Origin of the sequence: Rhodobacter sp. TJ_12, assembly GCF_020023995.1 — a bacterium.
In the GTDB taxonomy this organism is placed as follows: Bacteria; Pseudomonadota; Alphaproteobacteria; order Rhodobacterales; family Rhodobacteraceae; genus Rhodobacter.
Genome location: NZ_NRRD01000001.1, coordinates 170,992 through 197,752, shown reverse-complemented (window position 1 = coordinate 197,752; position 26,761 = coordinate 170,992). Strand labels below are relative to the sequence as shown.

The 26,761-nt window shown below is 62.9% G+C and carries 23 protein-coding genes and 1 pseudogene; 13 read left to right on the top strand and 11 right to left on the bottom strand.

Annotated elements, in window-relative coordinates:
* Positions 1-61 precede the first annotated feature (61 nt).
* Positions 62-2,395, top strand: a complete 2,334-nt coding sequence (locus CKO11_RS00935) for a Tex family protein (protein WP_223631947.1) — start codon at positions 62-64, stop codon at positions 2,393-2,395.
* 272 nt (positions 2,396-2,667) lie between these two features.
* On the opposite strand, the gene CKO11_RS00930 is transcribed toward CKO11_RS00935, so the two are convergent.
* The gene (locus tag CKO11_RS00930) at positions 2,668-3,477 is read right to left on the bottom strand and encodes a division plane positioning ATPase MipZ (RefSeq protein ID WP_223631946.1); all 810 of its coding nucleotides are present in this window, start codon (positions 3,475-3,477) and stop codon (positions 2,668-2,670) included.
* 329 nt (positions 3,478-3,806) lie between these two features.
* On the opposite strand from CKO11_RS00930, the pseudogene CKO11_RS00925 reads away from it, so the two are divergent.
* From CKO11_RS00925 to CKO11_RS00915, 3 genes and pseudogenes are all read left to right on the top strand, one after another.
* Positions 3,807-6,691: pseudogene (locus CKO11_RS00925) on the top strand (PAS domain-containing protein); the annotation flags it as partial.
* Between the two features lie 84 nt (positions 6,692-6,775).
* On the top strand, positions 6,776-7,555 hold the full coding sequence (locus CKO11_RS00920) for an EAL domain-containing protein (RefSeq protein ID WP_411741980.1): 780 nt from the start codon (positions 6,776-6,778) through the stop codon (positions 7,553-7,555).
* Between the two features lie 188 nt (positions 7,556-7,743).
* Positions 7,744-8,367 carry a class I SAM-dependent methyltransferase gene (locus CKO11_RS00915; protein ID WP_223631945.1) on the top strand — a complete coding sequence of 208 codons (624 nt, stop codon included), beginning with the start codon at positions 7,744-7,746 and terminating at the stop codon, positions 8,365-8,367.
* 49 nt (positions 8,368-8,416) lie between these two features.
* Here the strand turns inward: CKO11_RS00915 and CKO11_RS00910 are convergent, their stop codons facing one another.
* From CKO11_RS00910 to gndA, 4 genes are all read right to left on the bottom strand, one after another.
* Positions 8,417-9,004 carry a CHAP domain-containing protein gene (locus tag CKO11_RS00910; RefSeq protein WP_223631944.1) on the bottom strand — a complete coding sequence of 196 codons (588 nt, stop codon included), beginning with the start codon at positions 9,002-9,004 and terminating at the stop codon, positions 8,417-8,419.
* A 196-nt stretch (positions 9,005-9,200) separates the two neighbouring features.
* Positions 9,201-10,526, bottom strand: coding sequence for a sodium:proton antiporter NhaD (gene nhaD, locus CKO11_RS00905; RefSeq protein WP_223631943.1), 1,326 nt, complete (start codon positions 10,524-10,526; stop codon positions 9,201-9,203).
* A 288-nt stretch (positions 10,527-10,814) separates the two neighbouring features.
* A complete protein-coding gene (locus tag CKO11_RS00900; protein ID WP_223631942.1) occupies positions 10,815-11,843 on the bottom strand; it encodes a LacI family DNA-binding transcriptional regulator in 1,029 nt (342 codons plus the stop codon).
* A gap of 2 nt (positions 11,844-11,845) precedes the next feature.
* Positions 11,846-13,252, bottom strand: coding sequence for an NADP-dependent phosphogluconate dehydrogenase (gndA, locus tag CKO11_RS00895; RefSeq protein ID WP_223631941.1), 1,407 nt, complete (start codon positions 13,250-13,252; stop codon positions 11,846-11,848).
* Between the two features lie 218 nt (positions 13,253-13,470).
* Between gndA and CKO11_RS00890 the strand changes: the two genes are divergently transcribed.
* Positions 13,471-13,890 (top strand): GlcG/HbpS family heme-binding protein, encoded by a 420-nt coding sequence (locus CKO11_RS00890; RefSeq protein ID WP_223631939.1) that lies wholly within the window; start codon positions 13,471-13,473, stop codon positions 13,888-13,890.
* 1 nt (position 13,891) lies between these two features.
* On the opposite strand, the gene CKO11_RS00885 is transcribed toward CKO11_RS00890, so the two are convergent.
* Together CKO11_RS00885 and CKO11_RS00880 are read right to left on the bottom strand one after the other, a co-directional pair.
* Positions 13,892-14,926 carry an L-idonate 5-dehydrogenase gene (locus CKO11_RS00885; protein WP_223631937.1) on the bottom strand — a complete coding sequence of 345 codons (1,035 nt, stop codon included), beginning with the start codon at positions 14,924-14,926 and terminating at the stop codon, positions 13,892-13,894.
* Positions 14,926-15,873: a 2-hydroxyacid dehydrogenase gene (locus CKO11_RS00880; protein ID WP_223631936.1), complete on the bottom strand. Its 948-nt coding sequence runs from the start codon at positions 15,871-15,873 to the stop codon at positions 14,926-14,928. Before CKO11_RS00880 ends, CKO11_RS00885 begins: the two co-directional genes overlap by 1 nt.
* A 110-nt stretch (positions 15,874-15,983) precedes the next feature.
* Here CKO11_RS00880 and CKO11_RS00875 point away from each other — a divergent pair, with 110 nt between their 5' ends.
* The 5 genes from CKO11_RS00875 (at position 15,984) to CKO11_RS00855 (ending at position 19,558) form a co-directional block, all read left to right on the top strand.
* Positions 15,984-16,739, top strand: coding sequence for an SDR family oxidoreductase (locus tag CKO11_RS00875; RefSeq protein WP_223631935.1), 756 nt, complete (start codon positions 15,984-15,986; stop codon positions 16,737-16,739).
* Complete coding sequence (locus CKO11_RS00870) at positions 16,736-17,233, top strand: gluconokinase (protein ID WP_223631934.1); 498 nt, start codon at positions 16,736-16,738, stop codon at positions 17,231-17,233. The genes CKO11_RS00875 and CKO11_RS00870 overlap by 4 nt, the downstream gene beginning before the upstream one ends.
* Positions 17,230-18,117 carry an NAD(P)-dependent oxidoreductase gene (locus CKO11_RS00865; RefSeq protein ID WP_223631933.1) on the top strand — a complete coding sequence of 296 codons (888 nt, stop codon included), beginning with the start codon at positions 17,230-17,232 and terminating at the stop codon, positions 18,115-18,117. Before CKO11_RS00870 ends, CKO11_RS00865 begins: the two co-directional genes overlap by 4 nt.
* The gene (locus CKO11_RS00860; protein WP_223631932.1) at positions 18,114-18,449 is read left to right on the top strand and encodes a hypothetical protein; all 336 of its coding nucleotides are present in this window, start codon (positions 18,114-18,116) and stop codon (positions 18,447-18,449) included. The genes CKO11_RS00865 and CKO11_RS00860 overlap by 4 nt, the downstream gene beginning before the upstream one ends.
* Before the next feature lie 92 nt (positions 18,450-18,541).
* Positions 18,542-19,558 (top strand): LacI family DNA-binding transcriptional regulator, encoded by a 1,017-nt coding sequence (locus CKO11_RS00855; RefSeq protein WP_223631931.1) that lies wholly within the window; start codon positions 18,542-18,544, stop codon positions 19,556-19,558.
* A 92-nt stretch (positions 19,559-19,650) separates the two neighbouring features.
* Here the strand turns inward: CKO11_RS00855 and CKO11_RS00850 are convergent, their stop codons facing one another.
* The 4 genes from CKO11_RS00850 to CKO11_RS00835 form a co-directional block, all read right to left on the bottom strand.
* Positions 19,651-20,625: a DctP family TRAP transporter solute-binding subunit gene (locus tag CKO11_RS00850; RefSeq protein WP_223631929.1), complete on the bottom strand. Its 975-nt coding sequence runs from the start codon at positions 20,623-20,625 to the stop codon at positions 19,651-19,653.
* 22 nt (positions 20,626-20,647) lie between these two features.
* Complete coding sequence (locus CKO11_RS00845) at positions 20,648-21,928, bottom strand: TRAP transporter large permease (RefSeq protein ID WP_223631927.1); 1,281 nt, start codon at positions 21,926-21,928, stop codon at positions 20,648-20,650.
* Positions 21,925-22,413 carry a TRAP transporter small permease gene (locus tag CKO11_RS00840; protein ID WP_223631925.1) on the bottom strand — a complete coding sequence of 163 codons (489 nt, stop codon included), beginning with the start codon at positions 22,411-22,413 and terminating at the stop codon, positions 21,925-21,927. The genes CKO11_RS00845 and CKO11_RS00840 overlap by 4 nt, the downstream gene beginning before the upstream one ends.
* A gap of 180 nt (positions 22,414-22,593) precedes the next feature.
* Positions 22,594-23,394, bottom strand: a complete 801-nt coding sequence (locus CKO11_RS00835) for a sulfotransferase domain-containing protein (protein WP_223631923.1) — start codon at positions 23,392-23,394, stop codon at positions 22,594-22,596.
* Between the two features lie 40 nt (positions 23,395-23,434).
* Between CKO11_RS00835 and CKO11_RS00830 the strand changes: the two genes are divergently transcribed.
* The 3 genes from CKO11_RS00830 to CKO11_RS00820 all read left to right on the top strand — a co-directional run bounded on the left by CKO11_RS00830 (position 23,435) and on the right by CKO11_RS00820 (position 26,756).
* Positions 23,435-24,421 carry a glycosyltransferase gene (locus CKO11_RS00830; protein ID WP_223631921.1) on the top strand — a complete coding sequence of 329 codons (987 nt, stop codon included), beginning with the start codon at positions 23,435-23,437 and terminating at the stop codon, positions 24,419-24,421.
* On the top strand, positions 24,418-25,482 hold the full coding sequence (locus CKO11_RS00825; protein ID WP_223631920.1) for a hypothetical protein: 1,065 nt from the start codon (positions 24,418-24,420) through the stop codon (positions 25,480-25,482). Before CKO11_RS00830 ends, CKO11_RS00825 begins: the two co-directional genes overlap by 4 nt.
* 101 nt (positions 25,483-25,583) lie before the next feature.
* Positions 25,584-26,756, top strand: a complete 1,173-nt coding sequence (locus tag CKO11_RS00820) for a radical SAM protein (protein ID WP_223631919.1) — start codon at positions 25,584-25,586, stop codon at positions 26,754-26,756.
* Positions 26,757-26,761 lie beyond the last annotated feature (5 nt).

The following is a 26,761-nucleotide window of genomic DNA, read 5'->3' as shown; positions in this document are numbered from 1 at the left end:
GTCAAGCCTTGCCCGCGCGCATTTGGGCGGCTACACCACCCCTCCAGCATCGGAGGAACGCATGGATACCGCCACCCGCATCGCCCGCACCATCGCCACAGTTATTGGTGCCACCCCCGCCCAAGTGGGCGCGGCGGTTGAGCTGTTGGATGGCGGCGCGACGGTGCCCTTTGTCGCGCGCTATCGGAAAGAGGTGACCGGCGGGCTGGATGACACGCAATTGCGTAAACTGTCCGAGCGGCTGGATTATCTGCGCGAACGCGAAGCGCGGCGCGCCACGATCATTGCCTCGATCACCGATCAGGGCAAAATGACCGATGATCTGGCCAAGGCGCTCGCACAGGCCGAGACCAAGGCAGAACTGGAAGACCTGTATCTGCCCTATAAGCCCAAGCGCCGCACCAAAGCGATGATCGCCCGCGAAAATGGGCTCGCCGCGCTGGTGGAGGCCATCTTGGCCAACCGCAATGCCACGCCCGAGTCTTTGGCCGAAGGCTATCTGTCCGAAGCCGTGCCCACGGCGAAAGATGCGCTCAATGGTGCGCGCGAAATTGTGGCGGAAAGCTTGGTCGAAAACGCGCAACTTCTGGGGTCTTTGCGCGATTACCTGACCCGTGAAGCCTATCTGACGGCCAAGGTCGTGGACGGCCAACAGGAAAAGGGTGCGAAATTCTCGGATTACTTCGACCACCGCGAGCGTTGGGCAGATGTGCCCAGCCACCGCGCGTTGGCGATGCTGCGCGGCTCAAATGAAGGGGTTCTGACGCTCGACATCGGCCCTGATGAAGAGGGCGTCGCGCGGGCCGAGGCGATGGTCGCCGCCGTTTTGGATGCGCGTGGCAAAACCCCGGCGGATGAATGGCTGCGCAAGGTTGCGGGCTGGACGTGGCGTGTGAAACTCAGCCTGTCGATGATGCTGGATTTGCTCTCCGACATGCGGGCCCGCGCACAGGAAGAGGCGATCCGCGTTTTTTCGCGCAACCTTAAAGATCTGCTGCTGGCGGCGCCTGCGGGCGCCAAGGCGACGCTCGGCCTCGACCCCGGTATCCGCACGGGCGTGAAGGCCGCCGTGGTCGATGCCACGGGCAAACTGTTGGCCACCGATACACTTTATCCCTTCCCGCCAAAAAGCGATATGCGCGGCGCACAGGCCGCTTTGATACGGCTCATTACGGCGCATGGGGTGGAACTGATCGCCATCGGCAACGGCACCGCAAGCCGCGAAACAGAACGCATGGTGGCCGAGACGCTGAAACTGCTACCCAGTGGCGTGAAAGCGCCTACCAAGGTGGTGGTGTCGGAAGCCGGGGCCTCGGTCTATTCCGCTTCGGAACTGGCCGCGCGGGAATTTCCAGAGCTTGACGTGAGCCTGCGCGGCGCGGTGTCGATTGCGCGGCGGCTACAAGACCCGCTTGCCGAACTGGTGAAGATCGAGCCGAAATCCATCGGCGTCGGCCAATATCAACACGATGTGGATCAGTCGAAACTTGGCCGCGCACTGGACGGCGTGGTGGAAGATGCGGTGAACGCGGTAGGCGTGGACCTTAACACCGCTTCTGCGCCATTGCTTGCGCATGTGTCTGGCCTTGGGCCGGGGCTGGCCGAAGCGATTGTGGCGCATCGTGATAGCAACGGGGCCTTCAAGGCGCGCAAAGACCTGCTGAAAGTCGCCCGCCTTGGGCCGCGCGCCTTTGAGCAATGCGCCGGGTTCTTGCGCATCACCGACGGCGTTGAGCCGCTGGATGCTTCTTCCGTGCACCCCGAAGCCTATGATGTCGCCCGCGCCATCGTGAAAGCCTGCGGGCGCGATATTCGCAGCCTGATGGGCGATAGCGCCACGCTGAGCCGGTTGCGCGCACAGGATTTTGTGACCGACAGCTTCGGTCTGCCCACAGTGCGCGATATTCTGGCCGAGCTTGAAAAACCCGGCCGTGACCCGCGGCCCAGCTTTGTGACCGCGGCCTTTGCCGATGGGGTGGAAGATATCAAGGATCTCAAACCCGGCATGCAATTGGAAGGCACGGTGACGAACGTCGCCGCCTTTGGGGCCTTTGTCGATATTGGTGTGCACCAAGATGGGCTGGTGCATATCTCGCAACTGGCCGACCGGTTCGTGAAAGACCCGCATGAGGTGGTGAAAGCGGGCGATGTGGTCAAGGTCCGCGTGACGGAGGTGGATGTGGCGCGCAAACGCATTGGCCTGACGATGCGCAAGGATGGAGGCACCTCGGCACGTGAGGAGCGCGCGGCGCGCGGGCCCGACAGGCCCAAAGGGCCGCAAGGCAAAGGCCCGATGAAGGCCAGCCCCAAAGGCGGTGCAAGCGGCCCCGCGCGCGGCAAAGATGCCCCCGGCGCCCTAGGGGCCGCGCTTTTGGATGCCATGAAACGGCGCTAAGCCAGCCCCGCATTCACCCCATGGCCGCCCCGTTTTAGCCGCAAACCGTCGTAAAACTTAAGAAAAGACTGTTTGCAGCCACACCGGCTGATGCGATGGGGAGGATAAGATGGCGCAGAAACTGATCACTCTTCTGGCGCGGTGGCGCCACAGCGAAGATGCGGTTTTCGCCGCACGGATGCGCGCGCTTTGCGACAGCGCACAAAACCGGGGTCCGCACAGGCAGGGTTTGGTTTCGCCGTTCCGGGGGCCAGGGCGCGCGGTCTAAGCGCCTAGAAGTCGACGGTAACGCCGGGCAATTCCAGCGTCTTGACCAGGTCGCGCAATTCCTGACGCGCGGCCACATTCGAGATATTGAGGTTCTCGACCCCCAGATCGCGCAGATCCAAAAGCGTCATGCCGCGCGGGAACAATTCGCGGAAAATCACCCGCTCCGAAAAGCCCGGAGCCACGCGGAAGCCGATCCGCTTGGACAATTGATCCAGCGCTGCGCCCACCTTGCGCTTGTTATGCGCCTGTTGCGCGCCCATCCGGTTGCGCAGCACGATCCAGTCGATCGGCTTAAGGCCCGCACGCGCGCGCAACTGTCGCGCCGACCACACCATTTCCGAATAAATCGACGGGCCGGTGACCTTTGAGGTTTCCGGATCGATCCGCGCCAACAAGTCGAAATCGATGAAACTGTCATTGAGCGGCGTGATCAGCGTATCGGCCAACGAATGCGCCACTTGGCTGAGCCGCGTGTGCGAGCCGGGGCAGTCGATGATCACGAAATCGCACACTTGATCCAGATCGGCCACTGCGGTGGACAGGCGATGATCGTAGGGGTTTTCGCCGGGGGCAAGATGCGCGGCATCGGCCTCGGGCAGTTCGCGGTAATCCGGTGTCGGCAGATCAAGCCCCTCGCGCGCCATATAGGCACGCCGGTTTTCGACATAGCGGCCAAAGCTGCGCTGGCGCAAATCAAGGTCGAGCCCGCCGACCTTATGCCCCATGCGCGCCAAGGCGGTGGCCAGATGCATGCTGGTGGTCGATTTGCCCGAACCGCCCTTCTCATTGCCGACAACGATGATATGCGCCACGTTTCCAACCCCGTTTTCTAGCTCTCTGCGGAGCCCGAACGCTTATAGGACGCTCCGGCTACCGAAGGAAGCGCCCCGGTGCAAGAGGATTGCGCCGCCAGACAGCCTTGCGATAGCCCGCCATGGTGCGCGCGACAACGGCAGACAAAAATCTTTGCCTCGCCACTGTCGGGGTATGCCTGCGAAGTGGCTGGAATTGCCCGACAATCGTCTAGTTGCGCGATCTTCACCCGACGCCCGGCCTTAATTTGTTGGGGTTGCCGGAGAATGTTAAGACGGCATTAACCTTGAAATGGTCTCTTAAGGAAACTGAATGAAAGCCTCTGGCCATGTGGTCAAGACTTCGGAGGCCCTGTATGACGATTGAGATGGTTTCGACCTGCTGCCCGCCGCAAGGCATCGAGGTGCCCACCCCAGCGGGCCTATTGAATGCCGTGGCGCTGGCTTTCGACGGCGCAGGATGCCTGACCGAGGTGAGCGATAGCCTCTGCACCCGGCTGGATCAGCCGCGCGAGGCGCTTTTGGGGCGCCCGCTGACCAGCCTTTTTGCCGCGGCGGAGACAGACACGCTGGCGACCTGGTTCGCCTCTGCGGCCTGCGACGGTAGTATGGAATTGTGGCCTGCCGTCCCCAGTGCTGACCCGAACCCACTTTTGGCAACCTTGCTTCGGCTTGGCCCCGGCCAACCCGGGCGCGCCGTGCTGAATATACGCCCCCCTTCGCTTGAAGAGATGGTCCGGCTACGCTGCGAAAAGGCGCAACTGGCCGGGATCGTCGAAGCGGCCAAACTGGGGCTATGGCAATGGAATGTGCAGACCGGCGAAACGATTTTTGACGCCCGCTGGGCCGAAATCGCGGGCTACGGGCTTGAGGAATTGCAGCCCATCAGCATCACGACCTGGACAGATTTGTGCCACCCTGAAGACCTCGAACGCTCTGAAGCGACGTTGCAGCGTCACTTCGCGGGGGAGACCGACTGGTATGAGATGGAGGCGCGCATCCGCCACAAATCCGGCCGCTGGGTCTGGATTCGGAATCTTGGCCGGGTGCGCAGCTGGACCGCCGATGGCAAGCCCGAATGGATGAGCGGCGTACACCGCGACATCGATGAGTGGAAAAGCCGTGAAACCCGGCTGCGCCGGGCGCAGGATCTTTTGGAACGTGCCGGGATGCTGGCGGGCTTGGGCAGCTGGGAGGTCGATCTGGTATCGGGCGAGATTTCATGGTCCGAGGAAACCTGCCGCATCCATGGCGTCGCGCCGGGCTATTGCCCAACGCTTGAGGAATCCATCAACTTTTATGCCCCCGAAGCGCAACCCGTGGTGCGCGCAGCCGTGCAAAAAGGCATCGAACAGGGCACGCCTTGGGACTTTGAGTTGCCGTTGATCCGCCAAGATGGCGAACAAATCTGGGTGCGGGCCGTAGGCGAAGTCGTGTTCGAAGATGGCGCGCCGGTGCGGCTGAGCGGGGCGTTTCAAAACATCACCGCGCGCAAGGAGACCGAGGCACAACTGGCCGAAGCCGCCGCCGAGGCGCGCCGCGCGCGCGACCGGCTGAACACCTTGGCCGACAATGCCCCGGGCGCGCTGTTTGAACATCGCGAAAGCACCTCTGGATTGATTGACCTGCCCTATTTCAGTGCGCGCCTGCCCGATATTCTGGGCGTCACGCGCGAGCAAATGCTGGCCGATGGGGCCGCGGCGGGGGCCAATATCCACCCAGATGACGCCGCCATGCTGAGCAAGGCGATCATCGCCTCGCGCGAGGGGATGACCCCGCTGGATGTGCGCTACCGGCTCAATCATCCGACGCGCGGGCTACGCTGGTTGCACCTGTCCTCGATGCCCTATCGCCAGCCCGACGGCGCCGTGATCTGGCACGGAAGCGTCTTCGATGTGACCGAGGAAAGCGAGATGGTCGACGCCCTGCGCATCGCCCATGAGCGGCTCAACATGCTTGCGGAAAACGTACCGGGCGCGTTGTTCGAATTGCGCCGCGAACTCAATGGCCACGGATGGTTCCCGTATTTCACCCAAAAATTTCCCGATCTTCTGGGGGTGAGGGCCGAAGATATGGACGGGAACCCGGCCACACTTTTAGCCAATGTGCACGAAGAAGATCGCGAGAAGCTGGCCCACCGGCTTGATGCCTCGCGTGCGAGCTTGCAATTGCTCGAATTGCGGATGCGTGTGCGCGATGAACACAGCGCGACGCGCTGGCTGCATCTGTGGGCGGCCCCCTTTGCCCGGCCCGATGGCACCATGACATGGTTTGGCAAAGTGGTCGATATTTCCGACCGGCTCGCGGTCGAGGCCCAAGCCGCCAGCACCGCTGCCGAAGTTCGGCGCGCCCATGCCAGGCTCAATTCGATCACCGATATCGCGCCGGTGGGGCTGTTTGAATACCGCCGCGCGCCCGATGGCCAGACCGAATTCCCCTATGCCAGCGCGCGTTTCAACGAGCTTTTGGGGGTTGATCGCGCCGATCTACTGGCCCTTGGCGGTGCCGTTTTCGACCGGGTCGTGCCCGAGGACCGCGAAAAAATGCACGAACGCACGGCGGAAAGCATGCGGTCTTTGTCGCCATGGCGGATGCGGTTTCGCTATCTGCATCCCAAACGCGGGCTGATCTGGCTCAGCGCCTCGTCAACTCCGGTGCGGCAGATCGATGGTTCCGTGGTCTGGACCGGCGGGCTTTTTGATGTCACCGCCGATGTGGCGCGCGAAACCGAACTGGAACATGCTTGGGGCGTGGCGGAAAAGATGCGCGCGCGCAACGAACATCTGGCGCTGCACGACGGGCTGACCGGCTTGCCGAACCGGCGCTACTTCGACCGCCGCCTGGAAGAGCGGCTGCAATCCGCCCGCGCCGGGGCAACCGCCCCTGACTGCGCGTTGGTGCAAGTGGATATCGACCATTTCAAACACGTCAACGACACGCTGGGCCATGAGGCGGGCGATCAGGCGCTGTGCCATTTGGCCGATGTCCTGCGCGGCTGCCTGCGTCCCGGCGATTTCGCCGCAAGGCTGGGGGGGATGAATTCTCGGTTTTGCTGGCCCCGGGCAGCACACAGGCCGAGGCAGAGGCGCTGGTGGCCGATATGCGCCAAGCCCTGCGCGCGCCGTTCGAATACCGCGGCACGACCTGCCGGATCAGCGCCTCGTTCGGGATTGTCAGCGCCCCGGATGTGACCGGCCTGACCGAAGAACTTCAGCTTTACGCCGATGCCGCGCTTTATCGGGCCAAAGCGGCCGGGCGCGACCGGGTGGAGCTTTTCACCGGCAATCTGACCAAGCGCATGCACGACAACCGCACCATGGTGAAGGAATTGCACCGCGCGATTGATCGGGCGGAATTTGAGCCGGTTTTCCAGCCGCAAGTTTGCGCCCGCACCGGCAAGCTGGCCGGGGTCGAGGCACTGGTACGCTGGCGGCATCCGCGCCGGGGTCTTTTGCCGCCCGAAGCGTTCATGCCACTGGCGGCGCAATTGCGGATCGTGCCAGAAATTGACCGCGCGGTCATCACACAGGGCCAGGCGACGCTGGCGCATTGGCATGCGGCGGGGATCGTGCTGCCTAAGATCGGTTTCAATATCTGCGCCGATCACCTGCGCGAGCCGGATCTGCCCGCGCTGCTGGACCGGCTTGATTTCGGGGCGACCCAAGTGGCACTGGAACTGCGCGAGGCAAGCTGCCTTGAGGCCACCCATTTGCAATCGCATCTTGCCACGTTGCGCGACGCGGGCATTGCGTTGGAGATTGACGATTTCGGCTCTGGCCGCGCGGCGATCATGAGCTTGATGGAATTGCGTCCCAGCGCAATCAAGATCGACCGGCGCGTGACCGAAACGCTGAAGGGCGAGCCGGGCGCAGAGGATTTGGTGCGCGCCATCGTCAGCATGGCAAAAACCTTGGGCGTCACCACCCTTGCCGAAGGGGTGGAAACACAGCACCAAGCCGAGACGCTGCGCGCGATGGGCTGCGAGATCTTGCAAGGGTTTTGGGTGGCCCCGCCGCTGGATGCCGCCGGGCTGGCCAGCTTCATCCAAAACCGTGAAATCCCTTTGCTTGAGGCCTAGGGCACTCCCCCAACCGTGTGGCGCGCAAAATTCACGCCAATTACGACGTTTTGAAAATCAAAAGCGACACCGGCCTTGCCAGCGGTTTAACCTTACGTCACCTTGCGGACAATTCCCGATCACCCGCCCCGATCGGTCAGGGGAAAAGCTGCCCTGCGCCGCCGGGATTGCCAGAGGATGACGCATTCATGAACGAAGACGCGATTGCCCGCAGTTATCGCCGCTGGGCCCCGATCTATGACCAAACCTTTGGCAAGATTACCCATGCCGGGCGCCACAGGGCCGCGCATCAGATCAACAGCAGCGGCGGCGCGGTGCTAGAGGTCGGCGTGGGCACCGGGCTGGCGCTGAGCCTTTACCAGCCGCATGTGGAGGTAACCGGGATCGACCTGTCGCCCGACATGCTGGAACAGGCGCAGGCGCGCACGCTGCGCGACGGGCTGCGCCATGTGAAGGGGCTGCATCTGATGGATGCCCGCACGCTGGGATTTGCCGATGAAAGCTTTGACCACGTGGTGGCGCTGCATATCATGTCTGTGGTGCCAGAGCCCGACCGCGTGATGGCGGAAATGGCGCGGGTCTGCCGCCCCGGTGGCACGGTGCTGATCACCAACCATTTCGCGCACCAGACCGGCGTCTGGGGGTATGCCGCCAAGGCTGCGGCGCCGCTGGCCGATGCCTTGGGGTGGCATTCGGATTTCGAACGTCACCATGTGATGCGCGAACCCCGGCTGGAATTGGTCGAGGAACACCGCCTGCCGCCGCTCGGGCTGATGACCTATCTGCGGTTTCGCCGCGTGGACCACGCATAAGAAAGCCCCGCTCCGGCGGAACGGGGCTTGGCCTGTCAGCAGCCGCAGATCAGCCGCGTGTCGCACCTTCATAGATGAAGCCGGACACCGGATAGACGCGGCCCAACTGGCCCGGATTGCTCATCACGCGCACCGCGCTCCAGTCGTTCTTGTCGGACACATCCACCACGGTCATGCCGAATGACAATTGATTGCGTTTCCAATTGGCATGGTCGATGCGGATTTCGCGCTCCGAGATCACCTCTGAAACCACCGCCACATGGCCCAAGGGCAGCTTGCGGGTGCCGGTAAAGGCCATCACCGCACCGGGTTTGGGCGCGTGACCGCGGTCATAGACCCCTTCGGCCTGCGACCACCAGGTGCGGGCATTGCCGCGAATTTCAATGCCAGAAGCATTGCGGGCAAAGGGCACACACCAGACACGCTGGCCACGCGCGCGCAACTCTTTCGCCATGGCGATGGCAAAGGCTTTGCGCTCCGGGTCGATCCCTTCGGATTCGGGCCGCGCCGAGGCAAAGTTCAAAAACGACTTGGTCGAAAGCGTGCCACCGTCCCCGCAGGCCGACAGGCCAAGAGCCAGCCCAAGGGCCAAGGGGAGTTTCAGCGCCCATGTCGCAGCAAAGAGGTTTTTGGTCATCATGTCCTGATCGCGGTTTGGTTACCGGTTCGTTATCGCGCGCAGACATACAGGCAGGCACCGCAGCACGAAAAGCCCCCTTGGCCGCACACATCCGCCGCTGCGCGGAAACCCGCCCAAACCACCGCCACTGCGCAAAAGAAAAGGCCCGGGATGCATCTGCAGCCCGGGCCCGACATTCTGTGCAAACGGCGTCTTAGAAAGCTTCCACCGCCACGTCAAAGTAGTGGGCGTTGATCAGCAGGTGCGCCCCGATCGAGGCGAAATAGCCCAGCGCAATTGCCCAGGTCCATTTCAGGTGCCCCGAAAAGGTATAATGCCCCCGGGCCTGCCCCATCAGCGCCACACCGGCCGCCGAACCAATCGACAGAAGCGAGCCACCCACACCGCAGGTCAGTGTGATCAAAAGCCAATGGCCATGGCTCATTTCGGGTTCCATCGTCAGCACGGCGAACATCAGCGGGATGTTATCGACCACCGCCGACAGCGCGCCAAGGATCGTATTGGCCGCCGTGGCCCCCAGCCCCTCATAAAGGCCGGTCGAGAGCATATCGAGATAGCCCAGCACCCCAAGCCCGCCAACGGCGAAGATGATACCGAAGAAGAACAAAAGCGTATCCCATTCGACCCGTTCAAACAGCTTGAACGCATCCAGCACCAGTTCGGAATCCTTGAGCCGTTTGCCCTTGCGGGTAAGGAAGTAGGAATACATCTGCATGTAGCCCAGCCCCATCATCATCCCCATGGCAGGTGGCAGATGCAGGAAGTTCTTGAAGCTGATCGCGGTGACGATTGTGCACAGGAACAATGCCAGCACCACGCGCCCACCCGGTTTCATGCGGGCATTGTCGGTGGCTGGCGGCGGCAGTTCGTTCGGCACGGCAAACGACATAATCACCGCAGGCACCAGCCAGTTGACCAGCGAGGGCACGAAGATGACGAAGAATTCGAAGAAATCGATCACGCCTTTTTGCCAGACCATCAGCGTGGTGATATCGCCAAAGGGGGTGAAGGCCCCGCCGGCGTTGGCCGCAACCACAATGTTCACACAGCCCACGGTGACGAATTTCGCCGAAGACCGGCCCACGGCGACCACAACCGCGCCCATAACAAGGGCAGTGGTCAGGTTGTCAAAGATACCCGATAGGAAGAAGGCCAGAACCCCGGTAAGCCAGAACAGCTTGCGGTACCCGAGCCCCATGCCGATCAGCTTGGCGCGCAAGGCGTCAAAGACGCGGCGTTCCTCCATTGTGTTCACATAGGTGATCGCCACCAAAAGGAACAAGAACAGCTCGCCGTATTCCTCGACAATATGCACCGCATGCTCGTGTGCGACTTCGGAGAGCCCATGCATGGCATAGGCGATCCCGATCATCGTCCAGATCAGGCCCGCCGCAAGCATCACCGGCTTCGATTTGCGCATATGCGTGGCTTCCTCGAAGATCACCAGCACATAGGCACCAAGGAAGATGATGACCGAAAGGATGCCGAAGGCGCTCCCGGTCAGATTGAGTTCGTGCATCTGTCCACTCTCCCGCGTTTTTGCCCGCTTAGGTTCTTTCGCCCGCAGGTCATCTGTCCGAGCGGGTCTAGCGCGCGCCCCACCGGGGCTTCGTTTATCCGAGCCGCGTGTCGCGGTTCAACTATAATCGGCCCGGCACAGCCGGTTTGCCCGCCACCTGCCCGGTTTAAGGCGGTTTCGGGCGCAAAGGGCATTCCAAGCGGCGCGAAGCTGCGACATGTGCGCACCCGACAGCCCTGCGCGCCTTGATGGGTGGCCGCTCTTGGCATGCGCCCCATGGCGCCGCGGTCAGGGCGCAACGCGCCGGGCACGCAAAGTCTCCCCAGGCAGCAGCCGGGCCGCGATTTCGGCGCGTTGGCCCGGCGCCCCCCCGGCCAGCCGGGCGCGGATCATCTGCCCAGCCCGCTCGCCAATTTCGAAACGCCGGGTATCGGTGGTGGCGATGCGTGGCGACAGCCCGGCCAAAATCTCCAGCCCTGAAAACCCCGCCAGCCCGACATCGCGCGGCACCACACGGCCTGCCGCTTGCAAACCAAACAGCGCGCCCGCCGCGATCATATCATTGGTGCAATACAGAAAATCGAGATCGGGCCAGCGGTCCAGCGCCTGCGCGGCCAAGATTCGCCCTTTGGGCAAGGCGCTCGCCCCGTCATAGCTTACACTGCCCAAAACGCGCCCGCCCGCGACCTCCAGCGCCTCTGTGAAACCGGCAAAGCGACGCTCTTGACGTCGATCTTCTTGCTGCGCAGAGCCTAACAGAACCACCTTGCGATGCCCAGCAGCGGCCACGGCGCGGCCCATTTCGGCCCCGGCGGCACGCTGCGCCACGCCCACGACGCAATCGATCCCCTTGCCTTCGCATTCCATGATCTCGACCACGGGCAGACCGGCGCGCGCCAGCATCGCTCGGCTGCCATCGGAATGGGTCAGCCCGGTCAGCACCACCGCCGCGGGCCGCCACGCCAACAGCTCTGAGAGCACATGCTCCTCGGTGGCTGCGGCGTAATGGCCCAGCCCCAAAAGCGGCTGCAAATGGCTTCCATCAAGCGCAGCACTCAGCCCCATCAGCACTTCGGGAAAGACCATATTGGCCAGCCCGGGCACGATGACCGCCACCAGCGGCACTTGCGCGCCAGCCAAGGCCCCGGCGATCCGGTTGGGCACATAGCCCATCAGCCGCGCGGTGGCGCGGACCTTTTCGACATTTTCGAGCGACACACCCGGTTGGTCGCGCAAAACCCGGCTAACGGTCATTTCAGACAACCCGCAGGCCTTGGCCACATCGGTCTGTGACAGGCTGTGGCGTCGCGGGGCCATGCTTAGACCTGCGCCCAAGGCCCATGCGGGCGGTCGACGCCATCAAGGCGTTCGAACCCATGCAGGCCAAAAAAGTCGCGTTGCCCCTGGATCATATTGGCGGTGCCGCGCGCGGTGCGCATCATGTCAAACCACGCAAGTCCCGCCGAAAGCGCGGGCAGCGCCAGCCCCTGCAGGGCGCCCAGCGCCACCACCTTACGCAAGGCGGGCAGGCAGCGGTTCAGATGTTCGGCAAAGAACGGCGCCAGCATCAGGTTGCGCGTCGGATCTTCGGCCAATGCCGCCGCCATGTCATTGAGCATGTCAGAGCGGATGATGCAGCCTGCGCGCCAAACCCGCGCGATGGCAGGCATATCCAGCGCCCAATCGAATTCACGCCCTGCCGCTGTCATCATCGCAAAGCCCTGCGCGTAGCACAGGATTTTGCCAGCCGTCAGCGCATCTTCCAGATCGGAAAGCGGTAAAGGCGCGGTCAGAGCCTGCGGCGCGGGGCCAAACAGCGCTTCGCCTGCCGCGCGTTCTGCGCGCCTTGCGGATACGTTGCGCGCACAAACCGCAGCCTCGATCACCGGGATCGGCGCCGCCAGTTGCAAAGCTTCGATCGCGGTCCAGCGCCCGGTGCCCTTTTGCCCCGCCGCATCGACGATCATATCCAGCAACGGCCCACCAGCGACAGGGTCGCTGGCCTGTGCAACCTTGGCGGAAATCTCAACAAGGTAAGACCGTAGAACACCCGCGTTCCAGCGCGCAAAACAAGCGCCGATTTCGGCGGCGTTCAGGCCCAGACCATCGCGCATCACCCCATAGGTTTCGGCGATCATCTGCATATCGGCATATTCGATCCCGTTATGCACCGCCTTCACGAAATGCCCTGCCCCATCGGGGCCCATATTGGCCGCGCAGGGCGTGCCATCTTCGGCGCGCGCGGCAATGGCTTGCAGAACCGGTGCCATGCGCACCCAATCTTCGGGTGTGCCCCCCGCCATGATCGCTGGGCCGTGGCGCGCGCCCTCTTCGCCGCCGGACACGCCGATCCCCATGAACCGGAACGTCCGCTTGGCAAGGCTGCGGCGGCGCGTATCGTGGAAGTTGGCATTGCCCGCATCGACCACCAGATCATCGGGGCCCAAAAGCGGGGCCAGCGCGTCAAGCTGCGCATCGACCGGCGCACCAGCAGGCACCATCAAGATGATCGAGCGGGGCGGCTGCATCGCCGCGACAAGCTCCTCCAGCGTTTCGTTTGGCACGATGCGGTCTGCCAACTCCCCCGCCTGCGCGTGAAATTTCTGCGTGACCGCCGTGGTGCGGTTCCACACGGCAATGGGAAAGCCTTTTTCGGCGATATTGAGCGCCAGCGCCGCGCCCATCGTTCCCAGCCCCAGCAAGCCAATTTGCGGTTTAGAGGTCATGTGAGCGACTCCCCTGAACGGTCCTGCGTGCCATCGGGGCAAAGGACGGCAGGCATGGTGTCTCGTCCCTCTTGACCGCGGGCAGACCGGGCCCATAGCCTTTGCGAATGGAAGGCAATAGCTTGAAAACAGATCGCAAAGCTGTCCCCTCCCGCGAATATGTTATCGTTATCAACGTTAGACCTCCCCGGCGCGAGCGTCAATTTGAAAGGCATCCGATGCAGATCACGCATACCACCGAACGGCTGAGCGATGCGGCGCTCCTGACAATGTTGGAGGCCGCCGTGCAAAAGGCCACAGAGATCGGCCAGCCACAATGCATCGTGATCGTCGATACCTCTGCCGTCGAGCTTGCCAGCCTGCGCATGGTGGGCGCGAAAGTGCTTTCGATGCGATCGGCCCGGGCCAAGGCGCAGACTGCCGCCTCTAATGGCACGCCCAGCGCAAGGGTGCCTGAAGAGTTCCGCCCGGGCATCGCAGCGGCCACCGGCGGCGCAGTGACCGGCCTGCCCGGCGGCTTGCCGATTCGGCTCAATGGCGTGCTTTTGGGCGGGATTGGCATTGGCTCGGGCACCGGGGCGCAAGATATCGCCGTGGCCGAGGCCGCTTTGGCGGCCATCGGCGCAGAGATTGGCTGATCTATTCCGAAAAGACGATTTGCGCTTTCATCGCTTGGCTTCTGTCAGAGGCCAGCTTGAAGGCGCTTTCGGCCTCGGACAGCGCGACGCTATGGGTGATCAGCGGCTTCACATCGATCAGGCCCTTTTGCATCAGCGCCACGCCCACAGCGAATTCCGGGTGGAACCGGAATGAGCCGCGCAGCTCCAGCTCTTTCGAGGTGATCGCCATCATCGGCAGGCTCATGTCGCCGCCAAGGCCAAGCTGCAAAATCACCCCGCGCGGGCGCATCGCGGCAATGCCGCCCGCCAGAGCCGCCGCCACCCCGGTGCATTCATAAAGCACATCGAAATGGCCCTTTTCCGCGGCATAGCCCGCCAGCGCATCGGGGTCTTGGGCCGTGTTGATCGTGCGATCCGCCCCCGCCTGACGCGCCAGCGCCAAGGTGAAATCAGACAGATCCGTGGCCACAATCTCGGCAGCACCCGCCGCGCGCGCGGACAGGATCGACAAGACCCCAATCGGCCCGCAGCCGGTGACCAGCACCTTTTTACCCACCATACCGCCCGCACGGGTGGTCGCGTGCAGCGTCACCGCCAGCGGCTCGCCCATCGCGGCCTCTCCGGGCGTCAGCCCGGTCGCATCGACGCATTGGCTGGCATCGGCCACAAGGCTTTCGCGGAACGCGCCCTGAATATGCGGGAACGGCATCGCCGAGCCGTAAAACCGCATGTTCAGACAATGGTTCGGCAGCCCCTCAAGGCAATATTTGCAGCCCCCACAGGGACGCGAGGGCGACACCGCCACCAATTGCCCAGCCTTGAACCCGGTCACGCCCGCGCCGATTTCCTCGACATAGGCGGACACTTCGTGGCCCAAAATCATCGGCTCGCGCAGCTTCACCGTGCCGAAGCCGCCGTTGTGATAATAATGCAAATCCGAGCCGCAGACCCCGCCGGTGGCAAGACGCAGCTTCAACTGACCCGGGCCGGGCGCGTCTTCGGGACGATCTTCAATGCGCAGGTCATGGGCTTCATGTATGACAATGGCTTTCATCACAGCACCTCGGTCAAAAGCGGTTCGCCCGCGAAATGGGCGCTTAGATTATCGCGCACCAACTTGCCCATCGCCTGCCGCGTCTCCACCGTGCCGCTGGCATGATGAGGCTGCAACAGCACATTGGGCAGCGACAGGAAACGCGGGTTCAGATTGGGCTCGCCCTCAAACACATCCAGCGCCGCCGCCCCCAAGGTGCCGGTTTCAAGCGCCGTCAAAAGCGCCTCTTCATCGATATTCGATGCGCGCGAGATATTGATCAGCATCCCCTCGGCGCCAAGCGCGGCAATCACCTCTGCCCCGACGATGTGGCGCGTCGCGGCAGAGGCGGCCAGCGTCACAAACAGAAAATCGGACCGCGCGGCCAACGCCACCGGATCGGCCTCAAAGGCCCAATCCTTGGCATAGTCTTTCGGCCCGACATCGGAATAGGCAATCTCCATATCGAAGCCTGCCAACCGCTTGGCGACCTCAAACCCGATCCGACCAAGGCCCAGCACACCCGCGCGCTTGCCCCAGACACGGCGCTGAAGCGGGTAAAGACCCTTGGCGGCCCAAGACCCGTCGCGCACCCACGCCTCGGCGCCCAGCATGCCGCGCGACTGCATCAGCATCATCGCCACGCCCAGATCGGCAACGTCATTGGTCAGCACATCGGGGGTATTGGTGACGCGAATGCCGCGCGCCCGTGCCGCCGTCAGATCGACCGCATCATAGCCCACACCATAGACCGAGATGATCTCGAGGTTGGGACAAGCCGCAATCATCGCCGCATCCGCGCCCAACTCCCCGCGCGTGGCGATGCCGCGCACCAGCGGGCCCACCTCGGCCAGAAAAGCCGCCTTATCCGCCGCTTCAAAATAGCGGTGCGTATGGAAGGCGGCGTCGAGCGGCACCTGATCCCATTCGGGGTAAGGGCCAACCTGCAGGATGTGGGGTTTCGTCATCATCTCTCCGTTCCCGGGCTTGTCCGCGGATGCCATCTTGACAGCGCGTGTTATCGATAACATAAACGATACAGACAGGATTTGTCGAGAGCGAAACGAAGGAGCACACCTTGGATTACCCTCTGTTCGACCTGCAAGGGCGGCGCGCACTGATCACCGGCTCGTCGCAGGGAATCGGCTTTGCGCTGGCACAAGGGCTGGCCGCTGCGGGCGCGCAGGTGGTGCTCAATGGGCGCGACCGGACCAAGCTGGAAGCGGCGGCGGCCAATATCCCCGGCGCGGAATTGCTGGCCTTTGACGCGACAGACCACGAGGCCGTGCGCAAGGCGGTGGATGCGTTCGAATCCGAAGGCAAGCCGATCGACATTTTGGTGAACAATGCCGGCATGCAGCATCGCGCGCCGCTTGAAGACTTCCCCGCCGATGCGTTTGACAAACTTCTGCAGACCAATGTGGCCAGCGTGTTCCACGTAGGCCAAGCAGTCGCCCGCCACATGATCGCGCGCGGCGCGGGCAAGATTGTCAATATCGCCTCGGTGCAGACCGCGCTCGCCCGGCCCGGCATCGCGCCCTATACCGCGACCAAGGGCGCGGTGGCGAACCTGACCAAAGGCATGGCGACCGATTGGGCGAAACACGGTCTGAATTGCAACGCCATCGCGCCGGGCTATTTCGACACCCCGCTGAATGCCGCGCTTGTGGCGGATGAGACGTTTTCGGCTTGGCTCGAAAAACGCACTCCCGCCGGGCGCTGGGGCAAGGTCGAAGAATTGCAAGGCGCGTGCATCTTCTTGGCTTCCGATGCGGCAAGCTTCGTGAACGGGCACACGCTCTTTGTCGATGGCGGGGTTACGGCGTCGCTATGAGCTTGCGGGTCATCATCATGGGCGTGTCGGGGTGCGGCAAGTCCAGCGTGGGCGAGGGGCTGGCCAAGGCGCTGGCCGTGCCCTACCGGGACGGCGATGACCTGCACCCCGACACCAATGTGGAAAAGATGCGTGCGGGCATTGCGCTGACGGATGAAGACCGGTGGCCGTGGCTTGACCGGGTGGCGCAAGCGCTGAACGCCGAAGCCCCGATCATCATCGGCTGTTCCGCCCTGCGCCGGGTTTATCGCGACCGTATCCGCGCGGGCGCGGGCGGCCCGGTGTGCTTTGTGCATCTGGCGGGCAGCCGCGATCTGATTGCCGCGCGCATGGCCGAACGCGCCGGCCATTACATGCCGCTGTCGCTGCTCGACAGCCAGTTCGCCACACTAGAGGCCCCCGGCCCGGACGAGGCGGTGACGGTCGACATCGACCAGCCGCTAGAACGGATCGTCGCCGCCGTCCTTCCCCAGATTCAAGGAGCCAAGACATGACCCAGACCGTTGCCCTGATCGGTGCAGGCGCCATGGGTGGCGCCATCGGCGCGCGCCTTGCTACCACCGGCACCGCGTTGCGCGTCTTTGACCTCGACGCGGAAAAAGTCGCCGCGCTGGTTGCGCAGGGCGCAAGCGCCGCAAGCTCAGCCGCCGAAGCCGCCAGCGGGGCCAGCGCGGTGATCTTGTCGCTCAATTCCGCGAAAATCGTGCGCGCTGCCGCCTTTGGGCCGGGCGGCGTGGCCGAGGGGGCCGCCCCCGGCACGCTGATCATCGACATGTCGTCGATTGACCCGGAATCTACCAAAGTCCTTGCCGCCGATGCTGCAGAGCGCGGCCTGCGCTGGGTCGATAGCCCGCTGTCGGGCGGCATCCCCAAGGCCGCCATCGGCGAGCTGACCCTGATGCAGGGCGGGGCCGAGGCCGACGTGACCGATGCGCAAAAGGTGTTGGCCAAGGTTGCATCGAACCAGACCCGCATGGGGGGGCCCGGCGCGGGACAAACCACCAAACTGATCAATCAGGTCCTGTGCGGGCTCAATTTCCTTGCCGTGGCCGAGGCGACCGCCTTGGCCGAGGCGGCGGGCGTGGATGCGGAAAAAATCCCGCAAGCGCTACGCGGTGGGCGGGCCGACAGCGCGATCTTGCAAGAATACATGCCGCGCTTTGCAACGCGCGATTATCGCCGCACCGGGCGTATCGACAACATGGTCAAAGACCTGAATGGCGCGCAGGATTTGGCGCGGCTGACCCATACGGCCATGCCGCTCACCGCCGTTTGCGCCGAGGTGCACCGGATGCTGACTGCCGCGGGGTTGGGCGGCGAGGATCAGGCCGCGCTAATGGAATACTTCAAAGGACCTCGAAAGGAGTTGTTCGAATGATCACCCGCTATGCGCTGTTCGAAGGCACGATCAAGGAAGGCCAGACCGAGGCCTTCCGCGAAGCCATCCTGACCGAGGTGCTGCCGAAATGGCGCGCATTTCCCGATGCGCTGGCCGTGCGGATTTGCTTCGAGGAAAGCCGCGATGACGGTGCCCCTTCGTTCCCGCTGATCCTTGCGATCAGCTATCCTAGCCTTGAGGCGGTGGATATCGCGCTGGCCAGCGCGGTGCGTGCCGAAAGTAAAGAGGCGACCGAGTCGGTTCTGGCGCGCTATTTCGATGGCCGAATCCACCACCACATCACCACCGCGCATGACACGGTGATCGCCTGAGCCCCGTTCGCCTGCCGCGGCTTTTTTTGCAGCGGCAGGCCCTTGCGCGGCGAGGACTGGATTTCGCGCGCGCCCAGCGTTAGCACATCACCATGATTACGCCGCGCAAAGCCCCCACTATGGCCGATGTCGCCCGCCTTGCCGGGGTGTCGCCAATGACCGTGAGCCGCGCCTTCAAGGCGCAAAGCTCGGTCAGTGAAACGACCCGCGAAGCGATCCTGAAGGCGGCAGATCAACTGGGCTATGTCTTTGACAGCACCGCCGCCAGTCTGCGCTCGCAAAAGACGGACTTTGTCGCGGTCACGATCCCCTCGATCAACAATGCCAACTTTGCCGAAACCCTGCGCGGCTTGGCCGAGGGGCTGAAGGCGCGGGGCCTGCAAATCCTGCTGGGCTATACCGATTACGACATGGCCGAGGAAGAACGGCTGATCGAGCAGTTCCTGCGCCGCCGCCCCGAGGCCATGGTGGTCACTGGCGGCAAGCACACCGACCGCGCCCGCAAGCTGTTGCAAAATGCAGCGATCCCAGTGATCGAGACTTGGGATCTGCCCAAAGATCCGATCGGCCATGTGGTGGGCTTTTCCAACGCCCGCGCGGTCGAAAGCATGGTCGACCATCTGGTGACCGAGGGGCTGAGCCGGATCGCCTTCATCGGCGGCGAAAACAACACCGATACGCGGGGCGCATCGCGCCGGGCCGGATTTATCGCCGCCATGCAACGCCACGGACTTGCGCCCACGCGGTTGATCGCAGCGGGCACGCCGCCGATTTCGATGCGCGAAGGCGCCGAAGCCATGGCCCGCCTTCTGGAAACCTTTCCCGATACACAGGCGGTTATCTGTGTGTCGGACTTGTCGGCCTTTGGCGCCTTGACCGAATGCCAGCGCCGCCGCGTCGATGTGCCCAAGGATCTTTGGATCACCGGCTTTGGCGATTACGAGATTTCAGAGATTTCCGTGCCCTCTCTCAGCACGATCAACCCGTTTCCGCATGATATCGGCGCGCGGAGCGCCAAGCTGATCCTTGAGGTGCTGGATGGCATCTGCACTGCCCCGACCACGTTGGAAATCACCCCGGAATTGCTGATCCGACAATCAAGCCAATAGCCCACCCGCCGCCCCCCGGCGAACGGGCCCCAATCGCTAAATATGAAAAAGGGGCGGTTTCCCGCCCCTTTTGTTTGCCCCGGTTGCTGGGCTTATTCTTGCGTCGCGGCAATCGCGTTGACCACGGCGTCGCCGTTGTTGGCGATGAAGGTATCCCAAACCGGCTTCACCACCGCTTGGAAAGCCGCCGCATCGACATCGCTGTTCACTTCCATGCCTTCGGCTTCAAGCTCGGCGATCATCTCGGCTTCTTTTTCCTGCGCCAGATCACGTTGCATCGCAATCGCCTCGGCAGCGACATCGGTCACGACTTTCTGCTCTTCGGCGGTCAGGCTGTTGAACTTGTTTTCGTTCATCACAAGCGCCAGCGCCGAGTAGGCATGCTGGGTGAGCGACAGATATTTCTGCACTTCGTTGAACTTGAACGACAGCACGATGCCGATCGGGTGATCTTGCGCATCCACAACGCCGGTTTCCAGCGCGGTGTAAAGCTCGGCCACCGGCAATTGCGTCGGGTTCGCGCCGAGCGCAAGGAACATGTCATTCAGCGCTTTGGAGTTGTTCACGCGCATATTCAGACCGGCCACATCGTCCGGCGTGCGGATCGGGCCGCGGTTGTTGGTCATGTTGCGGTAGCCGTTTTCCGGGTAGCCCAGAACATGCAGGCCGAACTGGCTGAACTGATCGGACACACCTTGGCCCACTTCGCCATCCAGCACCTTATAGGCAAGCGCACGGCTGGGGAACATGAAGGGCAGCTCGAACGCGCCCGCTTCCGGCACCAGACCGGTGAAATTGTTCAGCCCCGACATGGCGATATCGATGATGCCCGACCGCGCGCCGTCGATCATCGCAGCATCGTTGCCCAACTGGCCTTGCGGGAAGATCGTCACCGTGACCGAGCCACCGGTGCGCGCTTCGACCTGTTCTTTGAAGAACAGCGACAGGTTTTGCTGCAGATCGGTTTCCGGCGCGGCATGGGCCAGTTTCAGGTTGGTGTCGGCCTGCGCGCCGAAGGCCGCAAGGGCCATGGCCGAAGCAAGGCCGAGGGCTTTGAAGAATTGCATGTCTGGCTCCTCCTTGGGATGGTCAGCCGCCGAAGATTTTGGCGGGCACGGTGATGAGTTGCGGGAAGATGATGAGCAGCCCCATCAGCGCCGCATAGGCAGTTAGGAACGGCGCGACCCCGCGCACGGCGGCGCTCATCGGGACTTTGCCGACGCCGCAGATAACGTTGAGAACGGTGCCAACAGGGGGCGTCAGCAAGCCGATGGAACAGTTGAGGATGAACATCAGCCCGAAATAGACCGGATCGATGCCCGCCATTTTTACCACCGGCATGAACAGCGGCACCAAGATCAGCACGGTGGGCGACAGGTCCATCACCATGCCAACGGCCAGCACGATCAGCATGATCACCAACATCAGCAGGCGCGGGCTATCGATCAGCGGATCAAGCATCGCAGCCAGTTGTTGCGGCAGTTGCGCCACGGTGATCAGCCAAGCTGCCACCATCGCCGCGCCGACAAGGAACATCACCATGGCCGTGGCGCGTCCGGCGGCCACCAGCACGTCGAACAGCATCTTGAGGTTGACCGAGCGATAGACCAGCGTCGAAACGGTGATCGCGTAAACCGCCGCGACCACTGCCGCCTCGGTCGGGGTGAAGGCACCCGAGCGGATCCCACCAATAATGATCACAGGCAGCATCAACGCCCAGATCCCTTCCTTGAAGGCGGCGCGGCGCTCGGCGCCACTGGCCTTGGGCAGGGTTTCAATGTCTTCCTTGCGCATCACGAAGGACCAGACCGTCATCAGCGTCAGCCCCAGCATCAGCCCCGGCACGATCCCGGCCATGAACAGCTTAGCAATCGAGATATTGCCCGCGACACCGACCAAGATCAGCGGCAGCGAAGGCGGGATGATCGGCGCGATGATCCCGCCAGAGGCCAGAAGGCCAAGGCTGCGCCCGGCCGGATAGCCCGCCTTGCGCATCATCGGATAAAGGATCGACACCAGCGCAGCCGCATCGGCCACCGCAGAGCCCGACAGGCCCGCCAGCACGATCGAGGTCATGATCGCAACATAGCCCAGCCCGCCGCGACGGTGCCCGACCATGGTCATCGCCAGCCGCACGATCCGTTCGGACAGACCGCCGCGCGACATGACCTCGCCCGCGACCAAGAAGAACGGGATCGCCAAAAGCGGGAAGCTGTCAACGCCGTTGATCAGCCCTTGCGCCAGAATATCCGGGCTGAACGTGTCGAGGTGGAACATGAGCACCATCGACGCCAAAAGCAGGGCAAAGGCGACCGGCAGGCCGAGCAGGATCGACGCGAATAGGACGCCAATGAACAGCGCGAAAGTCATTTCTCATCCTCGGAAAGCAGGGCATCGATCCCCATCGGGTCGAACAGGCGCACCACCGCAATGGCCCCCATCAGCACGGCCGAAACCACACCCGCCAGATAGAACAGCGCAGAGGGCAGACCCGTCAGCTGGGAAATATTGCTCCAGTTCGCCATCATCTGATTGAAGGCGCCGACAAACAGCATGCCGACCGCCACGATCACCACGATCCAGCACAAGCGGCGCAGATGCGGCACAAGCTTGTGCACCAGCTTCTCGGTCACCTCGGTGACCGCCAGATGCTCGCCCCGGCGCAGCGTGACCGCCGCGCCCAGCATCACGACCCACACAAACCACAGCCGCGCCAGTTCAACCGATTGCCGGATGCCGGAATTGAATCCGTAGCGCAGCACCACATTGATGAAAACCAGCACGATCATGGCTGAAAGGAGTAGCGCCATCAAACCGTCGATGATGGACCAGAACCACTGAGCGATACGCAGCATCGCTTCCTCCTCCTCGAAGTCACGTTGCGCTGAACGGGCACCCTATGTGCCTTTGACTAGATTTGTTATCGATAACAAATTCGCGAGTCAAGTCCTCGTGAGGGCAATCCACACCGTTCGGAAAAATCTCTATCTCATCGATATATTTTTCCGAGTTGCTCTTTTTGACGGGGCAACGGGTTAGCCGGCAACCTGCGGCACGGCGCCGCAGACGGGGCTTTGTTGCGCGATCCGCGCGATCAAATCCGGATGGTGTTCTGCGAACCACGCATGATGGCGCGCCTCGAACGCGTCGCGCCAAGCGCCCGCGCGCCCATTGCGATAATGCGCCCGGTCATCACGTTGTCCGGGCTGGCGCCCGCCCGACATGCGCGCAAAACCGAATTCTGCGACGGCGGCCTCTAGCCGCGCGCAAGCCGCAGCATCTTCGGGGTCCAAAAGGCCGATGAACGCAAAGGCGCGCCGCAGCACCGGCCCCGGGTCAGCAATCAAATCCTCGAACCGCAATTCCAAAATCCGCGGATCGTAAAAACGCCACGCCGCCATCGCCCGAAACACTCCAATGTCATAGCCATCGGTCGGCAGCGCATCGGTAAAATCCAGATCACATAAAAGCCCCGCGCCCGCATCCAATGCCGCCAAGCGGGCGCGATGCGCCACCAGTTCCGGCCAGTAATCCGTGCCATGCGAATGCAAATGCGAATAATAAGCCGAAACCGCAGTATCGCGCGGGCAGCGCAAAATGTGAAAGGCGCGAAACTCCGCCTCTTGGGGCAGCAGCGCGTAATCGGCATTCATATAGTTACCCACCGCCCCCGGGCCAGCGCGCGCCACCGCACCGGCTGGGTCAAAGTCGAACCATTTCGGGTTGCTCAGCGGCACAACCGCCCGCCCCTCGGGCGCCAAAAAGCGCTCCAGCACATTGCCAACGAACCGCGTTCCACCCTTGTGATGGCCCAGAAAAAATTTCAAGCTTTGCATGAGGCGATCATGGCCCATCGCAATAGGTGAGAAAAGCGATTTGCACAGCGATTTTGCCGCCAGCACGCCGATGCCCGGCGACAAGGCCAATGTCCTTGTCGTGCCGATGCATCCGGGCATCCAATACCATTTCTGCCGTTGCGGGCTGGATGTCAGCCTGCTGGGTCACTGGGATCAATTCCGCTATTGGCGCCCGCGCCCGCCCAATGTGACGAACCTTTTTGACCACTATGACGACGGCCAGCTAAAGCTTGATGCGGGGGGCTATCGTGCGGCGCTCGCGGCCATTGCCCCCAAGGCCCGGGCGTGGAACCGCGCTTGGCTGCATTTCCCATGGCAGTTCAAGCTGTTTCGTGAAGATCACAGCCTGCCGAAGCTGTTCTTTGCCGCCAAGGAGGACGAACTCTCAGAAGCCGAATGGGACGAGGTCCTGTCGCGGGCGGATTTTTCCGTCGCCTCTTATTACCCGCGCACCACCGCTTGGGTGCGCGATCGCTTCGGCGTCGATTTGCCCGAGATCGAACTGGGGCTAAGTCCGACCGAATATGCCGGCTGGACCGGGGCCGAAGAAACGATTCTGACGGTGATCCATAGCTGGCACGCGCGCGGCTGGAACCATGCGCTTTGCACCGAGGCCACCGCCGGGCTGCCGCATCGCCATATCGACCATCTCGACCGCGCCCAAGAGCCCGTGGATTATGACGGGCTGCGCAGCGCTTTCCGCAACGCGCGGGTCTATCTGCATGACGGGGAGCGCGAATATACGATCACCCTGATCGAGGCGATGATGACCGGGATGCCAATCGTCAGCCCGCCGCTGCCCGGGATCGAACGCTATGTGATCCATGGCGAAAACGGGTTGATCGGGCATACCGCCGCCGAATTGCGCGCCCATTGCCAAATGTTACTGGCCGATCACGATCTGGCTGCGCGGTTCGGCGCGGCCAGCCGCAAGCTTGCCTTGGCCAACCACCACGAAGACCGCTGGGTGCGTGATTGGCAGGCCCTGCTGGGGGCCCCGGTATGAGCCCGCGCCCGCCGCCAGTTCTGGGGGTCAACTTGCCATGGTTTTTAGGTGGCTATGGCCATGACCTTGGCCACAACGAAAGCTGCCCGGACTGGCCAAGCACTTTCCGCCCTGACGAAGTGGAACGGCTGTTCGCTGCGCTGGTCGCGCATGGGGTCCGCGTGGTGCGTCTATGGCTGTTTGAAGATGCCGAGGGGATCGTGACCGATGGCGCAGGCCGCGCGCTGCGCTGTGATGCGGAATTTCAGCGCAATCTGCGGCAACTGATCGGGCTTTTACAACGTGCGGGGCTACGCGCCTATTGGGTGCTGCTTGATGCCAATGCGCCCCGCCGCCGCCCCGATATGGTGACCCGGGCGATCTTGACCCGCGAAGCGGCGGCAGAGGCCTTCTTTCAAAACGTGCTGGCCCCGCTTTTGCCGGAAATGGCCCCGATCACCTGGGGGATTGATCTGTGCAACGAGCCAGAGGCGATGCTGGCGGGCCCCTTGGGCAATGGCACCGGGCTGGGCTATGATTGGCCCGAAATGGTGCCTGCCTTGCGGCGTTTGACAGGTCTGATCCGCGCCGCGCTGCCCGATTGCGCGCTGTCTATCGGATCTGGTTTTTGCGCCGAACACTGCCTGCCTGCTGGGCGCTATGCGCCGCTTGCACTGGAAGCGCTGGACGCGCATTTTCACAGCCCTGACAAAGCCCTGCCCGATGCGGCCGCGCTTTGGGATAACGGACCGGTGATCTTGGGCGAATTGGGCGGCATCTTTTCAAGGACCCCTCCGCCCGCCGGGCGCGCGGGGTGGCACGAAACGCAAACCCGTCTGGCCGCCCGGCTGCATGATGCGGCCACGCGCGGCTATGCAGCGATCTTCCTTTGGATGACCGATGGCCTAGATGGTCACGACGCGGAAAACCTGTTTCATGCGTTTGAAGCTGGCCCTGCGCTCCACGCCGGACAAAATCTGACGGCACGCGGCCTTCTGGCGCCCGTGCCGGACACATTGCGGTCGATCACCCGCAATTGGCCCAAGCCCATCTCGCCTGCCGATGCAGGGCTGCATCGCTGAAACCTTGCCAGAATGGCAAGGATCGGGCAGCTTTGGGTAACAGTGTCATTTATCAAGGCTTGGTTGCGGTTTCTTGAGGCTCTTGGGGGCTGGCGTTCAGCATGAACGATTGCGATAGCATTCCCATGGTGCAGGGCACCTGCGTCGCCTGTGGCACAGGCGTTGCACTGCCGCTTCCGCATGGACAAGCGCTTGCGCAAGCCCCCTGCTCCGACTGCGCCGCCCCGGTTTATGCCAGCCGGTATCGCCGCATCGACATCGGCCTGAGCGAGGTGTGCAACCTCAAATGCAACATGTGCCGCCGCCCGCAAGAAAAGGCCTTCATGACGTTCGAGCGGATCGGGCATATCCTTGATGACGCGCGCCGGATCGGGGTGGAAACGATCAGCTTTTCGGGCGGCGAACCTTTCGTCCATCCGCGCTTTCTCGATATTTTGGACCGCGCTTTGTCCCATGGCTTTGCCATTGAACTTGTCACCAACGGCACTTTGCTCAAGCCCGAACATGTCGCGGTGCTTGAGCGGCTTAAATGCGTGACGCTCTCAATCGATGGGCCGCCTGCGGTGCATGACGCAATCCGGGGTGTGCCGGGCTGTTATGACAAAACGCTTCGCGCGGTTGAAATGCTCAGCCGCTCCAAAGTGCAATGGGGCACCAATACCGTGATCCAAGCGCAAAACGCCGCCCATTTGGAAGAGACGTGGCGGCGCATTCGCGCGGCGGGCCGGCCCAGCTATCTGGGGTTCACCCATGTCGAAGTGGTGCCTGAAACCGCCGCGCTTTTGCCGCCCCCCGAAAGCGCGGGCGATATTCGGCGGCAGATGGAACGGGTGCGCGACGCCTGCCACTCCGAAGGCATTCATTTCAACGATGAAGCGCTGGTGACAGAGCTTTCGGATCTGTTTCAAAACAAGCACCGCCGGTTTCGCCCGGCAGGGGGCTGCGCTATTCCCGCGACCTTTCTGGGCATTTCCAATTACGGGATTTTTCCCTGCTGGCATCAGGGCCGCGTGCTGAGCGGCGACGGGCTGATCGAACCGCTTTTGTCCGATTTATGCGCTGATATCCTGTCCGAAGCGCGTGACCGGCGATGCGTGGGCTGCAATGCCGCGAATTATTCATGGAGCGCAGATTGGGTCGCAGGCATCCGCGCCGCCGCCGAAGCCGCGGAGTGGCGCGACGGGGTGGTTTACCTATCGCAGGCCGAGCGCGATAGCGGCCAGTTGGCCGCCGGAACGCATGCGATCCCGCTGCTGGAACGACAAAAGGATTGAACCAC